Annotated in this window: 16 protein-coding genes; 10 read left to right on the plus strand and 6 right to left on the minus strand. The window is 71.9% G+C overall.

What is annotated here, in order from left to right:
* Positions 1-3: 3 nt before the first annotated feature.
* On the minus strand, positions 4-660 hold the full coding sequence (locus tag AC57BS_RS09060) for an ion channel (protein WP_496411098.1): 657 nt from the start codon (positions 658-660) through the stop codon (positions 4-6).
* A gap of 66 nt (positions 661-726) precedes the next feature.
* On the opposite strand from AC57BS_RS09060, the gene AC57BS_RS09065 reads away from it, so the two are divergent.
* The 6 genes from AC57BS_RS09065 (at position 727) to AC57BS_RS09090 (ending at position 5943) form a co-directional block, all read left to right on the plus strand.
* Complete coding sequence (locus tag AC57BS_RS09065; RefSeq protein WP_496411099.1) at positions 727-1221, plus strand: Rv1363c family protein; 495 nt, start codon at positions 727-729, stop codon at positions 1219-1221.
* Complete coding sequence (locus tag AC57BS_RS09070) at positions 1218-1751, plus strand: hypothetical protein (RefSeq protein ID WP_496411100.1); 534 nt, start codon at positions 1218-1220, stop codon at positions 1749-1751. Before AC57BS_RS09065 ends, AC57BS_RS09070 begins: the two co-directional genes overlap by 4 nt.
* A 64-nt stretch (positions 1752-1815) precedes the next feature.
* Positions 1816-2787, plus strand: a complete 972-nt coding sequence (locus AC57BS_RS09075) for an NAD(P)/FAD-dependent oxidoreductase (protein ID WP_496411101.1) — start codon at positions 1816-1818, stop codon at positions 2785-2787.
* A 51-nt stretch (positions 2788-2838) separates the two neighbouring features.
* Positions 2839-4110: a glycosyltransferase family 4 protein gene (locus AC57BS_RS09080; protein WP_496411102.1), complete on the plus strand. Its 1272-nt coding sequence runs from the start codon at positions 2839-2841 to the stop codon at positions 4108-4110.
* On the plus strand, positions 4097-4840 hold the full coding sequence (locus tag AC57BS_RS09085) for a class I SAM-dependent methyltransferase (RefSeq protein ID WP_496411103.1): 744 nt from the start codon (positions 4097-4099) through the stop codon (positions 4838-4840). Before AC57BS_RS09080 ends, AC57BS_RS09085 begins: the two co-directional genes overlap by 14 nt.
* On the plus strand, positions 4837-5943 hold the full coding sequence (locus tag AC57BS_RS09090; RefSeq protein WP_496411104.1) for a prenyltransferase: 1107 nt from the start codon (positions 4837-4839) through the stop codon (positions 5941-5943). Before AC57BS_RS09085 ends, AC57BS_RS09090 begins: the two co-directional genes overlap by 4 nt.
* On the opposite strand, the gene AC57BS_RS09095 is transcribed toward AC57BS_RS09090, so the two are convergent.
* Both AC57BS_RS09095 and AC57BS_RS09100 read right to left on the minus strand, forming a co-directional pair.
* Positions 5902-6561, minus strand: coding sequence for a class I SAM-dependent methyltransferase (locus tag AC57BS_RS09095; RefSeq protein WP_496411105.1), 660 nt, complete (start codon positions 6559-6561; stop codon positions 5902-5904). The genes AC57BS_RS09090 and AC57BS_RS09095 overlap by 42 nt on opposite strands.
* A gap of 2 nt (positions 6562-6563) precedes the next feature.
* Positions 6564-7868 (minus strand): alpha/beta hydrolase fold domain-containing protein, encoded by a 1305-nt coding sequence (locus tag AC57BS_RS09100; RefSeq protein WP_496411106.1) that lies wholly within the window; start codon positions 7866-7868, stop codon positions 6564-6566.
* A 37-nt stretch (positions 7869-7905) separates the two neighbouring features.
* Here AC57BS_RS09100 and AC57BS_RS09105 point away from each other — a divergent pair, with 37 nt between their 5' ends.
* Positions 7906-8799, plus strand: a complete 894-nt coding sequence (locus tag AC57BS_RS09105; RefSeq protein WP_496411107.1) for an aminoglycoside phosphotransferase family protein — start codon at positions 7906-7908, stop codon at positions 8797-8799.
* A 24-nt stretch (positions 8800-8823) separates the two neighbouring features.
* Here AC57BS_RS09105 and AC57BS_RS09110 read toward each other — a convergent pair whose 3' ends face one another.
* A complete protein-coding gene (locus tag AC57BS_RS09110; RefSeq protein WP_496411108.1) occupies positions 8824-9564 on the minus strand; it encodes a dienelactone hydrolase family protein in 741 nt (246 codons plus the stop codon).
* Between the two features lie 133 nt (positions 9565-9697).
* Here AC57BS_RS09110 and AC57BS_RS09115 point away from each other — a divergent pair, with 133 nt between their 5' ends.
* The gene (locus tag AC57BS_RS09115; RefSeq protein WP_496411109.1) at positions 9698-10645 is read left to right on the plus strand and encodes a zinc metalloprotease; all 948 of its coding nucleotides are present in this window, start codon (positions 9698-9700) and stop codon (positions 10643-10645) included.
* Positions 10646-10655: 10 nt separating this feature from the next.
* Here AC57BS_RS09115 and AC57BS_RS09120 read toward each other — a convergent pair whose 3' ends face one another.
* Positions 10656-11300 carry a sulfotransferase family 2 domain-containing protein gene (locus tag AC57BS_RS09120; protein ID WP_496411110.1) on the minus strand — a complete coding sequence of 215 codons (645 nt, stop codon included), beginning with the start codon at positions 11298-11300 and terminating at the stop codon, positions 10656-10658.
* Between the two features lie 56 nt (positions 11301-11356).
* Here AC57BS_RS09120 and AC57BS_RS09125 point away from each other — a divergent pair, with 56 nt between their 5' ends.
* The gene (locus AC57BS_RS09125) at positions 11357-12013 is read left to right on the plus strand and encodes a sulfotransferase family protein (RefSeq protein WP_496411111.1); all 657 of its coding nucleotides are present in this window, start codon (positions 11357-11359) and stop codon (positions 12011-12013) included.
* Here AC57BS_RS09125 and AC57BS_RS09130 read toward each other — a convergent pair.
* The gene (locus tag AC57BS_RS09130; protein WP_496411112.1) at positions 12004-12648 is read right to left on the minus strand and encodes a sulfotransferase family 2 domain-containing protein; all 645 of its coding nucleotides are present in this window, start codon (positions 12646-12648) and stop codon (positions 12004-12006) included. The genes AC57BS_RS09125 and AC57BS_RS09130 overlap by 10 nt on opposite strands.
* A 206-nt stretch (positions 12649-12854) precedes the next feature.
* Here AC57BS_RS09130 and AC57BS_RS09135 point away from each other — a divergent pair, with 206 nt between their 5' ends.
* Positions 12855-13316: a hypothetical protein gene (locus AC57BS_RS09135; protein WP_496411113.1), complete on the plus strand. Its 462-nt coding sequence runs from the start codon at positions 12855-12857 to the stop codon at positions 13314-13316.
* The last annotated feature ends 3 nt before the right edge of the window (positions 13317-13319 follow it).

Here is a 13319-nt window from a genome sequence, read left to right on the forward strand (position 1 = left end):
CGGTCAGCGCTGACGCAGGATGGTCAGGCCGACCATGCGTGAGACGACCATGGCGATGTAGAACACGCCCGTCATCATCTCGACCATGACCACCGACCTCGCCTGGGTGCCCACGGCGACCAGGTCGGAGAGCCCGACGCTGGTCAGGACGGAGAACGACAGGTAGAGCAGCTCGAACCACGAGTGCTCGAAGCCGCCCGCGTTGCTGAACGACTGCGGCCACACCACCTGCACGGCCGCGAAGAGGTAGGCGAAGCCCCACGCGACGACGGTGAACGCGGCGCCGGTCGCGAAGTACTCGTCGGTCGTCACCTTGTCGTCGTGGAACAGGTAGCGCAGCATCGCGTAGGAGACGTAGAAGTAGAACGGCGCGTGCAGGAGGCCCGAGACGAGCAGGATCGGTTCGGTCGTCGGGAACACCGCCTCGAGCAGCGTGAAGACGATCGTCGGAGCGCCGAGGAAGAACACGATCCGGCTCACGTGCGGCGTACGCCGGACCGCGAGGACCGCAGACCCCACGGCCAGCATCCCGATGACGCCGAGGAACGCCTTGCCCAGCTCGGAGCCGCCGAGGAACGGCCAGGCGAGCACCTGGAGCAGCTGCGCGCCCAGCAGCATCGCAGAGGGGTGGGCGCTCAGGAACTGGATCGGTCGGCTCACGACGACGCAGTCTAGGGACGCGCCGATCAACCGCACGGCGACGCCCCGTTGGGCTAGGTTCGCCGCGTGGGCGTACGAGCACGGAGCTGGGCGGCAGGCGGGCTCGCCGTCGTGCTCGTCGGCCTGCTCGTCGCGATCGGGCTCGTCGTCACCTCGCGCGACGCCGTCGACGCCGAGCTGACTGCTGCGCAGCAGGACGTCGCGGCCGCGGCCCGGGCCGAGGCGCTGGCCTTCCTCACCGTCGACCACGAGGACATGGACCCGCTGATCGACGCCGTGCTGGCGGGCGCGACCGGCGAGTTCGCCGAGCAGTACGAGTCGCAGCGCGAGACCCTGACCCGCGAGGCCGTCCGGACCGAGGCCACCTCGGTGCCCGAGGTCGTCGCGCTCGGCGTGGGTGACCAGGACGCCGACTCGGCCACGGTCCTGGTCGCCGCCAACAGCACGGTGACCAACACCGGCACCGGAGGCGAGGGGCAGGTCCGCTACTACCGCCTGCGGCTCGAGCTCGTCCGGGAGGACGACCGGTGGCTGACCGACAACCTCGAGTTCGTGCGGTGAGCGGGCCCGTGATGACGAGCAGGCGGTGGATCGTGGGCCTCGCGGTGCTGGTGTGCGTGGCGGTCCTCGCGCTCGTCTGGGTGCTGAGGGACCCCGGACCGGGGTCGGGTGCAGGGATCAGCAGCGCCGACGACCCTGACGTGTCCGTGGTGTCCGCCTCGGTGAAGGACGCCGTGCGCGAGCGGGCCGCGGAGGGTGCCGCCGCCGCGTACAGCTACTCGTGGGAGACGCTTGCCGACGACAAGGCTGCGGCGCGCGCGCTGATGACGACCGCCATGCAGGACCGCTACGACCGGACGATGGCGGGCGTCGCCACCTCGAGCCAGCGCGACCGTACGGTGGTCTCCGCCGACGTCGTCGACACCGCCCTCGTGACCGCCTCGGCGACCCACGCGCGGGTCCTCGTGTTCGTCAACCAGCGCACCTCCGGCGACGACCTCGCCGAGCCGACGCTCGACCTCGACCGCGTCCTCGTGACACTGCGGCGTGACGGCGGGGAGTGGAAGCTCAGCGAGCTCGACGCCCTGTGACGGACACCGGGCGGGGGCCGACCGGCCCTTGTCGGCAGCGCGCGCGACCGGAAGGATCCGGGACGTGGACGACGTCACGACCGACCTGCTGATCATCGGAGCCGGCCCGACCGGCCTGTTCTCCGCCTACTACGCCGGCTTCCGCGGCCTGCGCGTCGCCGTGGTCGACTCGCTGCCCGAGCTGGGCGGTCAGATCACCGCCATGTATCCCGAGAAGGCGATCCTCGACGTCGCGGGCTTCCCCAGCATCAAGGGGCGCGACCTCGTCGAGGGGCTGGTCGCCCAGGCGGCGACGGCCGACCCGACGTACCTGCTGGACCGCACGGCCACCATGCTCGACCACGGCGAGGACGAGGTCGTGGTCACCCTCGACGACGGCACCCGGGTCACGGCCGGGGCGGTGCTGATCACCTCGGGCATCGGGAAGTTCAGCCCCCGCCCACTCCCGGCCGGCGAGGGCTGGGTGGGCCGCGGCATGGAGTTCTTCGTGCCCAGCTTCGCACCGTACGCCGGCCGGGACGTGGTCGTCGTCGGCGGAGGGGACAGCGCCTTCGACTGGGCCCAGCACCTCGAGCCGATCGCCGCGTCCGTGACGCTGGTGCACCGCCGCGACGCCTTCCGCGCCCACGAGCGGACCGTGGCGGCCGTCAAGGACTCGAGCGTGGAGATCATCACCAACGCCCAGGTCACCGAGCTGCGCGGCGACGGGCACCTCGAGGAGGTGGAGATCACCGTCGACGGCCAGGAGCCGCAGGTGCGCAAGGCCCAGGCCCTCGTCGCCGCGCTCGGCTTCATCGCCGACCTGGGGGCGATCCAGCAGTGGGGCCTGGAGACGCAGAAGCGGCACGTGGTGGTCGACTCGTCGATGCGGACCAACCTCCCGCGCGTCTTCGCCGCGGGCGACATCACCGACTACCACGGCAAGGTGCGGCTGATCGCCGTCGGCTTCGGTGAGGCCGCGACGGCGGTCAACAACGCGGCCGTGGTCCTCGACCCGGCGGCGCACGTCTTCCCCGGGCACTCCAGCGAGGGGTGAGGAGCCGGTCCGGCTGTGGGTCGCCTACCGGTGAGTAGGCATAATGTGCGGGTGCGCATCGCCATGCTGTCCTACCGGAGCAAGCCCCACTGCGGCGGACAGGGCGTCTACATCCGGCACCTGAGCCGCGAGCTCGTACGCCTCGGGCACGAGGTGGAGGTGTTCTCGGGCCAGCCCTACCCGGACCTCGACGACGGCGTCGTGCTCACCAAGGTGCCCAGCCTCGACCTCTACCGCGAGCCCGACCCGTTCCGGGTTCCGCACCTGCGCGAGTTCCGCGACCGCATCGACGTCGAGGAGTTCCTCACGATGTGCGCGGCCGGCTTCCCCGAGCCGAAGACCTTCAGCTCGCGCATCGCGCGGCTGATGAAGGACCGTGCCGGCGACTTCGACGTCGCGCACGACAACCAGGTGCTCGGCACCGGGATCCTGGCGCTCGAGTCCTACGGCCTGCCGGTGGTCGCGACCATCCACCACCCGATCACGATGGACCGGAGGATCGACCTCCAGACCGCGCCGACGTGGCGCAAGCGCCTCACGCTGCGCCGGTGGTACGGCTTCCTGCGCATGCAGACCAGGGTCGCCAAGCGCTACCGCAAGGTGCTCACGCCCTCGGAGTCGTCGCGACGCGACGTCGCCCGGGACTTCGGCGTCGACCCCGCCCGGATGCAGACGATCCTGCTGGGCGTCGACGACGTCTTCGCCCCGCCGACCGCCCCGCGCGTGCCGGGCCGGATCCTGGCGATGGCCAGCGCCGACGCCCCGATGAAGGGCATCGCCACGCTGCTCGAGGCCTTCGCCAAGCTCGCCGTCGAGCGCGACGTCTCGCTGGTGCTCGTCACCCGCCCAGAGCCCGGCGGCCGCACCGAGCAGCTCGTCGACCAGCTCGGCATCGCCGACAAGGTCAGCTTCGTCAACGGCGTCAGCGACGCCGAGCTCGTGGAGGTGATGGGCTCGGCCGAGGTGGCCTGCGTGCCGTCGCTCTACGAGGGCTTCTCGCTGCCGACCGCCGAGCTGATGGCGTGCGCGACCCCGCTGGTGGTGTCCCGCGCAGGCGCGATCCCCGAGGTGGTCGGCCCCGACGGCGAGTGCGCCGACCTGGTCACGCCCGGCGACGTCGGCGAGCTCGAGCAGGCGATCGCCGCGCTGCTCGACGATCCGGAGCGGCGTACGGCGATGGGCGCGGCCGGGCGCGCCCGCGTCGAGAGGATGTTCAGCTGGCGGGCCGTGGCCGAGGCCACCGCCGCCGCCTACGAGGAGACCATCGCCGCCTTCCACGCCGAGAGGGCCGGCCAGAGGGAGGGCCACCGTGCTGACCGTTGACTTCGACCGGCTGGGACTGCGTCCCGGCGACCGCGTCCTCGACATGGGCTGCGGTGCCGGACGGCACGCCTTCGAGATGTACAAGCGCGGCGCCGACGTCATCGCGTTCGACCAGGACGCCGACGAGCTCGCGACCGTGCGCGAGTGGTTCACCGCGATGCGCGAGGCGGGCGAGGTGCCCGAGGGCGCCGAGGCCGACGTCAAGGAGGGCGACGCGCTGGCGCTTCCCTTCGCCGACGGCGAGTTCGACCGCATCGTGGCCGCGGAGGTCCTCGAGCACATCCACCGCGACGTCGACGCGATCAAGGAGCTGGTCCGGGTGCTGCGCCCCGGCGGCACGCTCGCGATCTCGGTGCCGCGGTGGCTGCCCGAGATCGTCAACTGGAAGCTCTCCGACGACTACCACAACGCCGAGGGCGGCCACGTCCGGATCTACACGACCGAGGAGCTCGTCGACAAGGTCACCAAGGCCGGCCGCGCCAACGACGGCACCCCCGGCGACGCGATGGTCTTCACCGGCAAGGACCACGCCCACGGTCTCCACACGCCCTACTGGTGGATCAAGTGCGCGGTCGGCGTCACCAACGACGACCACCCGCTCGCCAAGGCCTACCACCGGCTCCTGGTCTGGGAGATCATGGAGAACCCCAAGGCGCTCCAGTACGCCGGCAGGGTGCTCGACCCGCTCATCGGGAAGAGCATGGTGCTCTACTTCCGCAAGCCGGCATGACGGACGTCCCCACCCGCGCCCGGGTCGAGCAGACCGCCGCGACCATCGAGGCGATGCAGGAGCCCTCGGGCGCGATCCCGTGGACCCCGGGCGAGCACACCGACGTCTGGAACCACCTCGAGGCGGCCATGGCGCTGATGGTCGGCGGGCGCCGCGACGCCGCGGAGCGCGCCTTCGCGTGGGCGCGGGAGACGCAGCGGGCCGACGGCTCGTGGCCGATGAAGATCGTCGTCGGCGAGGTCGAGGACCACTCCGGTGAGACCAACATGTCTGCGTACGTCGCGGTCGCCACGTGGCACCACTGGCTGGTCGCGCGCGACGAGGCGTTCGTCCGGCTGATGTGGCCGACCGTCCGGCGCGCGCTCGACTTCGTGGTGTCGCTCCAGCTGCCGTTCGGCGGTGTCGCGTGGTCCCAGGAGTGGCACGACGGCGAGCCCGCCACCGTCAACGAGCAGGCCCTGCTGGCCGGGTCGTCCAGCATCTACCACTCGCTGCGGGCCGGCGTCGCGCTGGCCGAGCTGGTGGGGGAGCCGCAGGTCGAGTGGGAGCTGGCCGGCGGCCGTCTCGGCCACGCGTTGCGCGAGCACCGCGACCTGTTCCTGGACAAGTCGACCTTCTCGATGGACTGGTACTACCCGGTCCTCGGTGGGGCCGTCCGCGGCGAGGCGGCGCGTGAGCTGCTCGCCGAGCGCTGGGACACCTTCGTTGAGCCCGGGCTCGGGATCCGCTGCGTGTCCACCAACCCGTGGGTCACCGGCGCCGAGACGTGCGAGCTGGTGCTCGCGCTCGAGGCGATCGGCGACCGCGAGCGGGCCCGTCAGCTGCTCGCCGACATGCAGCACCTGCGTACGGACGAGGGGTCCTACTGGACCGGCTACGTCTGGCCGACCGAGCGGGACGAGCAGGGGGGCAACTGGCCGGTCGAGCAGACGACCTACACCGCGGCGGCAGTCATCCTCGCCGTGGACGCGCTCACCGACAGCACGCCCGGGGCCGACATCATGCGCGGCACGACCCTCGCCCCCGACTTCGCCGAGATCGGCCTGGAGTGCGGGTGCCGGTCAGGTGAGCGGGTCGCCGGCGTCGCCGGACGTACGGCGTAGCACCCGCATCGACCCGACGGCCTCCACCTCGGTGAAGGCACCGCTGGCCAGCGCCGGGAGGTAGATGTCCTCGTAGGGAGGGCGACCCCCGTCGGCCGGGTCGGGGAAGACGTCGTGGATCACGAGGACGCCGTGGGCGGCCACCCAGCGGGGCCAGGTGCGGAAGTCAGTGCGGGCGGGCTCGACGCCGTGGCCGCCGTCGATGAACAGCAGCGAGAGCGGTGTGCGCCACCACGCGCCGACCGTCTCCGACCGGCCGACGACCGCGACCACGTGCTCCTCCAGGCCGGCGGCGGCGATGGTCCTCCGGAACGTCGGCAGCGTGTCCATCAGGCCCAGCGCGGGGTCCACCAGGCTGTCGTCGTGGTGCTCCCACCCGGCCTGGTTCTCCTCGGAGCCGCGGTGGTGGTCGACCGTGAAGACGGTGCCGCCGACCTCGCGCGCGGCGCCACCGAGCCAGATCGCCGACTTCCCGCAGTAGGTGCCGACCTCGAGGGCCGGGCCGTGCTGGAGGCGTGCGCGGGCCCACCGGTGCAGCAGCTCGCCCTCGTCCTCGGGCATGAAGCCCTTGGCGGCGCGGGCGTGCTCGAGCAGGTCCGCAGGCAGCGACTGGTCCACGGCTAGCCTGCGTCCCGGTCGGCGTCGTCCATCCGGTCGATCTCCTCCGGCTCGACGCCGCTGTCGGCGTCGAGCCCGTGGCGCCACGTGTTCCAGTGCCACGTGAGGTAGCGGTCGACCGCCCGCACCGCGTACGTGCTGCGGATCGAGTGGAAGACGTCGAAGGCGTGCTGGGCTCCCGGCAGCTCGGCGTAGACCACGGACTTCCTCGACGTGCGCCGCAGCTCTGCGACGAACAGCCGCGCCTGGTCCACCGCGACGAGCGTGTCGAGCTCGCCGTGGACGACGAAGAAGTCCGGGGCGTCGGGCGTGATCCGGAGGATGGGGGAGGCGGCCTCGTAGACGTGGGGGGCGTCCTGCCAGGTCGTCTGCATGACGCGCGGTCCGAGGAAGGCGTCGCGCATCCCGATGGCGTTGGTGAGGCCGGTCGAGCCGGCGAAGTCGTAGACGCCGTAGAACGGCACGGCGGCCTGGACCGAGGTGTCGGCGTCCTCGAACCCCGGCTGCCACTCCGCGTCGCCGGGAGTCAGCGCGGCCAGCGCCGCGAGGTGGCCGCCCGCGGACCCGCCGGTGATGGTGACGTAGCCGGGGTCGCCGCCGTAGTCGGCGATGTTGTCCTTGACCCACGCGATGGCGCGCTTGACGTCGACGATGTGCGCCGGCCACGGGTTGCGGGGCGACAGGCGGTAGTTGATCGCCACGCACACCCAGCCCTGGGCGGCCATCCGGTTCATCAGGGGGCGCCCCTGGTGCTCCTTCTGGCCGATCGTCCAGGCACCGCCGTGCACCTGGAGGAGCACCGGCGCATCGGTGATCGCGTCGTCCGCGGCCGGGAGGTAGATGTCGAGGTGGCCGCGGCGGCCGGCCTCGGAGTAGGGGAGGTTCCTGATCACCCGCACGGCGTCGTCGGAGAAGTCGAACGGCCGCGCCAGCCGTCGCCACGACACCGCCAGGTCGGCGGGATCGGGCGCCCGGTCGAGCTGCTCGACGTAGTCGACGCCGAGGCCGTCGACGAGGGCGTCCTCGAGCACGTCCCCGGCCCGGCGGCTCTGCCGGAGCATGTGGGCCAGGCCGAGCGCGCTCGCCCCGGCGAGGGCCAGACCGGCCTTGGCGCGTACGCCCCGGCGGCGCCCCCTGGTCAGGTGCGCGGCCGCGTCGAGTGCGGTCAGGGCGAGCATCTGCGGCGCCGTCTCGCCGAACAGCCACCCAGCGGCGAAGGACGCCACACCGGCCCGCTGGTCGCGTGGCGGCCGGAGCGCATTGGCGGTGAGGGCGGCGATCACGGACTGACGGCTCAGGAAACTCACGTGCCCACGTTACTCGTGGGTACTACGGTGCTGTCCGATGAGTGGGATGCACGCGGACGAGGTGACCGTCGACGACGCGACCGTACGCCGGTTGCTCGCCGCGCAGTTCCCGGAGTGGGCCGCCCTCGCGGTCCGCCGGCTGCCGCCGACCGGGACCGACAACCAGCTGTTCCGCCTCGGCGACGACCTGCTCGTCAGGATGCCGCGGGTGCCGGGGCCGGCGGAGACCGTGGCCTTCGAGCACCAGTGGCTGCCGCTGCTGGCGCCGCACCTGCCGCTGCCGATCCCCGCGCCGGTCGCGCTGGGCGCGCCGGGGGAGGGGTATCCGTTCGCGTGGACGGTGGTGCCGTGGATCGAGGGCGAGAACCCGAGCGAGGAGACGTTCGACCCCGAGGAGTGGGCGGTCGCCCTCGGCTCCTTCGTGCGGGCCTGTCGCGAGGTGCCCGGCATGGACGGCCCCGTGACGACCGAAGGCCGCGGCGGGCCGCTGACCGCGCTCGACGGCTGGGTGCGGGAGTGGACCGGCCGCGCCGATCCCGGGGGGATCTCCCGCGACGCGGTGCTGGCCGTCTGGGCGGACGCCCTCGACGCGCCGGCGTACGACGGCGAGCCGCGCTGGTTCCACGGCGACCTGCACGAGGGCAACCTGCTGGTGCGCGACGGGCGCCTGGCGGCCGTGATCGACTGGGGGTGCGCCGGGCGGGGCGACCCCGCCATCGAGCTCAACGCGATGTGGGGCTACGTCCCCACGTCGGCCGCGCAGGTCTACCGCGACGCCGTGGGGCTCGACGAGGCGGCCTACCGACGCGCCCGCGGGTACGCGCTCGCGCCCGCGATCAGCGGGTGGACCTACTACCGCGACACCGCGCCGGAGATCTCGCGCGGAGCGCTCGAGACCGTCGAGCGGCTGATCGCCTCGTTAGAGGGCTGAGGGTCGCCGGGCGGTGGCGCCGGCCTACCGCAGCCGCTCCGCGAAGAACTCCAGCACCGCGTCGACCGCGACCTGCGAGCGCTGCTCGGTGACGGTCGAGTGGCCCCGCCCGTCGAGCTCCACGCGGATGAAGGCGTCGCCGATCAGTGACGTCAGGGTGTCGAAACGCGTCCCGACCAGCGGGTCGGAGGCGTACCGGATGCCCAGGACGGAGCAGCCGTCGGCGGCGCGCCGGCGTACGACCTCGGCGTCGGCCGCGGAGAGGTTGAGGTCGGCGGCCCGCCTGGGAAGGCCGATGAACGGTGTGCTGGGCTGGCACACCACCGGGGCGACGGTGGCGTCGTCGACCATCATCGCCAGCGCGAACCCGCCGGTGAAGCACATGCCGAGAGCGCCCACGCCGGGCCCGCCGAGCTCGGCGTGGAGGTCGCGCGCCAGGGAGCGCAGCCAGCCGGCGACCGGCGTGGTGACACCTCGCGCGAGCGTGGTGAGCTCGCGGCTGACACAGATCCGCGGGAACACGCGGGCGACGTCGAGGTTGCTGAACTCGCGGCCGACCGGGCCGAACAGGTGCGGCAGGAGGACCGTGTGGCCGGCGGCGACCAGCTCCTCGCCGAACCTGATGACGCCCGCGGTGAGTCCGGGCATCTCGTGGATCACCACGACGCCGGGACCGGTGCCCTTGCGCCAGACGGGATGCGTCGTCGGGCGGCCGGCGACGTCGGCGGTGTGCTCGCTGCGGGTCCAGCTCTCGAGTGCGTCCACGAGACGGAAATCTGACAGCCGGGACGGCCGACCGGAAGAGGGTGTCCACGAGATCGGGCCGAGGGCCTGTTCTTCTTGCTGTCCGCCCGGTTAGGTTGCTGCCTCCCCACGTCACACAGACAGGACATCTCGGATGCGACACTCCCGTTCCCTGCGCGGTCTCGTGGTGGCCGGCTCGATGGCGCTCGTCGCCACGACGCTCTCGGCCACCGCCGCCATCCCCGCCACTGCCGTGGCCTTCTCGCCGAAGGCCGCCGAGTGCGTCGACGGCCACTCCGACGAGGCCGCCGCCAACGCCCGGGTGCGCAAGGGCGCCAAGGCCAACGAGCCGAAGCCCTTCTCCGGCACCGGCGAGCAGTACCTCACGCTCGACAACGCCTCCACCCTCGCCGCGGCGTCGGTGACCGTGCCGACGTGGTTCCACATCGTCACCCCGACGACCGCGACCCAGGCCGACCGTGACCGTCTCACCCAGCTGGCGACGGCCCAGCTCGACGTCCTCAACGAGGCGTACACGGGCCGCACGGGAACCCAGGCGTCGGCGGCCACCCCGTTCCGCTTCGAGCTCGCCGGCTTCACCTACCCCGTCAACGACGCGTGGTACACCGTGACGCCGGGCGGCGTGGAGAAGGAGATGAAGGCCGCGACCCGCCAGGGCGGCAAGGAGACCCTCAACATCTGGACCGCCAACATCGGCGACGACCTCCTCGGCTGGGCCACGTTCCCGACCAGGAAGCTCAGCACCAACGACGGCGTGGTGATCCTCGACGAGTCGATGCCGGGCGGCACCGCGGGCAAGTACGCGCTCGGCGACACGCTGACCCACGAGGTCGGCCACTGGCTGGCGCTCTACCACACGTTCCAGGGCGGCTGCAACGGCAAGGGCGACCAGGTCGCCGACACCCCGGCCGAGGCCGGACCGCAGTTCAACTGCCCCGTCGGCGCCGACTCATGTGCCTCACCGGGCGTGGACCCGATCCACAACTACATGGACTACACGCAGGACTCCTGCATGTACCAGTTCACCGGTGGCCAGGTCGCGCGGATGAGCGACGCCTGGAACCAGTACCGGGCGAGCTGACCCGATTGGCTCAGAACGTGTAGCCGAAGGCGTCGAGGTCTGCTGCGTAGACCTCGGCGACCTTCGCTCGCGTCGCGTCGGTGTAGTAGTCGCGATAGCTGCCGTGCGGTGACTTGTTGCGGTGCGGGACCCGCTCGGGCTCCCCGCCCAGCCGCCGCTCGACCTCGGCGAGGTCCTCGGCGAAGCTCTCGGTGCGACCGACGAAGTCGACCTCACGGTCGGGCGCCCTCAGGTAGTCGACCTGCGGGCGTCCCACCCGGGGGAGCTCCTCGGTCCCGCGGAGCACGAACTCCTCGAACCCCGAGTACGCCGCCGCGGCCCGCCACATGTCGTTGCCGCGCATCCTCGTCGCCTCGGCGCCCTGCGGCCGCCCGCTCGACGGGCCCCACTCCCGGTCCCAGTCCTGGATCATCGACCACCACGAGACCATGCGCGCCCACGGGTTCCGCACGAACGCGAACGACCAGTAGTCGGCCGTCTGCGGCTCGGCGCGCAGGATCCGGGCGTACGGCGCGTGGCGGCCGAGGGGCGGGGTGACGCCCGGCGCCTTGCTGCGCGCGTCGGGGCAGCAGCGCTCGAACGCCACCCCCACCGAGACCCCGCCCGTCTTGGGCACGTGCACGAACAGCGCGCGCCTGGAGTCGGAGATCAACACGGGCGCGAGGCTAGCCCAGCCCGGCCCGGCCTGGCGCATGCGGGATGATCGGCCGCGTGATGACGTTCCTCGAGCTCGGGCCCGGACGCGACTTCGTGCTGCTCGCCATGCCGAAGACCGCCAGCACGAGCCTGGAGCGCGCGCTCGCGCCGTACGCCACCGAGGTCGTCGGGTCGCCGCCGGGGCAGAAGCACCTGCCGGCGCGCGGCTTCGTCCACACCCGGGCCCCTCGGCTGGCCGAGCAGGGACACCCGCGCGAGTCGTACGAGCTCGTGACGATGTTCCGCGAGCCGATCGCCTGGCTGGAGTCGTGGTGGCGCTACCGGGCGCGCGAGGACAGCCGGCAGTCGACGGCCGACCTGACGTTCGAGGAGTTCGCGCTGCGCTACCTCGCCGGTGACGGGGACGCCCCGGTGCCGAAGGGCAGGCCGGCGAGGTTCATCCACGCCCAGGGCGCGATCGCGGTGGACCGGATCTTCAGCGTCGAGCACCCCGAGGTCTGGTCGGCCTGGTTCAGCGAGCGGGTGGGCGCGCCGCTGGAGTTCGAGCGGCGCAACACGTCCGATGCCGAGCGGGGTGAGCTCGCCTTCGCCACGCGCGAGGCGTTGGCCGCCCACTTCGCCCCGGAGTACGAGGTCTGGCGACGGCTCGAGGCGACGGGGGAGTGGGCAGGGGCGCGGGGCACGCCGCTGGAGAACCCGCTTCAGTCGTAGGTGTAGCCGAAGAGCTCGATGTCCTCGGCATAGACCTCCGCGACCCGCTGCCGGGTCTCGTCGGTGTAGTAGTCGTGGTAGGTCCCGTGCTTGGACTTGTTCTTGTGCACCGGCGTCGACGGCTCGAGCCCCAGCTGCACCTGGACCCGCTGGAGGTCCTCGACGAAGTTCTCGGTGCGTCCGATGAAGTCGACCTCACGGTGGTGCTTGGGCGCGCGGAGGTAGCTGATCTGCGGGGTGCCGACGCGGGGCAGCTCCTCGGTGCCGCGCATCACGAACTCGTCGAAGCCCGAGTAGGCCGCCGCGGCGCGCCACATGGCGTTGCCGTCGCGCATCGAGCCGTGCTTGACGTCCTGGGGCTTGCCGCTCCTCGGGCCGTGCCGGCGGTCCCAGGCCGAGATCATCGAGTACCACGAGACCATCCGCGCCCACGGGTTGCGGACGAAGCCGAACGTCCAGTAGTCGACGACCTGGGGCTCGGTCTTGATGATCTTGCCGAGCGTGGCGTGGCGCCCGATCGGGATGCGCGCCTTGCGGGCGTCGGGGCAGGCCTCCTTGACGGTCTCCTCGACCGACACGCCGCCCGTCTTGGGGACGTGGACGAAGAGCACCTGTCGCGAGTCGCTGATGAGCACGCGGCGAGGCTATCCCACAGCCCGCGCACGCCGGGTCGGGCACGTGGTGTCCACTGGTCCAGACCAGCACCGGGTGATTTGCGAAGGGAAATCGAAGGAATCCTCAAGAAAGGCGTGTCTGTGTGTGGGGGAGCCTGCGGACCCGTACTTTCGACATCGGAGCCATCGTGGGGATGGCGTCTTCCGAGGACCGTGGGGGTTCCAGCATGTCGCAGTACAACCGCAGGACGATCGTGCGCGGAGCCGCGTGGACCATTCCCGTCGTCGCCGTCGCCTCGACGGCCCCGGCCTTCGCCGCGTCGACCGACACGCCCGTCGTGCCGGGCCCCGGCGCCTTCACGGTCTGCAAGCAGCCGGGCGGGCCCAACGGCCCCAACTGCCAGGGCTACAAGTTCTCGCTCAACCTCACGGTCCAGCCGAGCGACACCTGGACGATCCAGTTCACGGAGCTCACCGTCGACGGGGTCAACTTCCTGCCGCAGACCAACCCGCAGTCCTTCGAGGTGACGGCGACCGCGAACCTCATCAACTTCGTCTTCTGCACCGCGTCGAGCCCGAGCCAGTTCAACCTGACGCTGCGCTACTCCGCGACCAACCAGAGGACCGGCGTGACCACGACGGGCCTCGGCGGCACCTACGACCTCAGCGGCGTCCGGAACTGCGCCTAGCAT

The sequence above is a fragment of the Nocardioides sp. BGA-UO-ETr-FS32 genome (genome assembly GCF_059567905.1).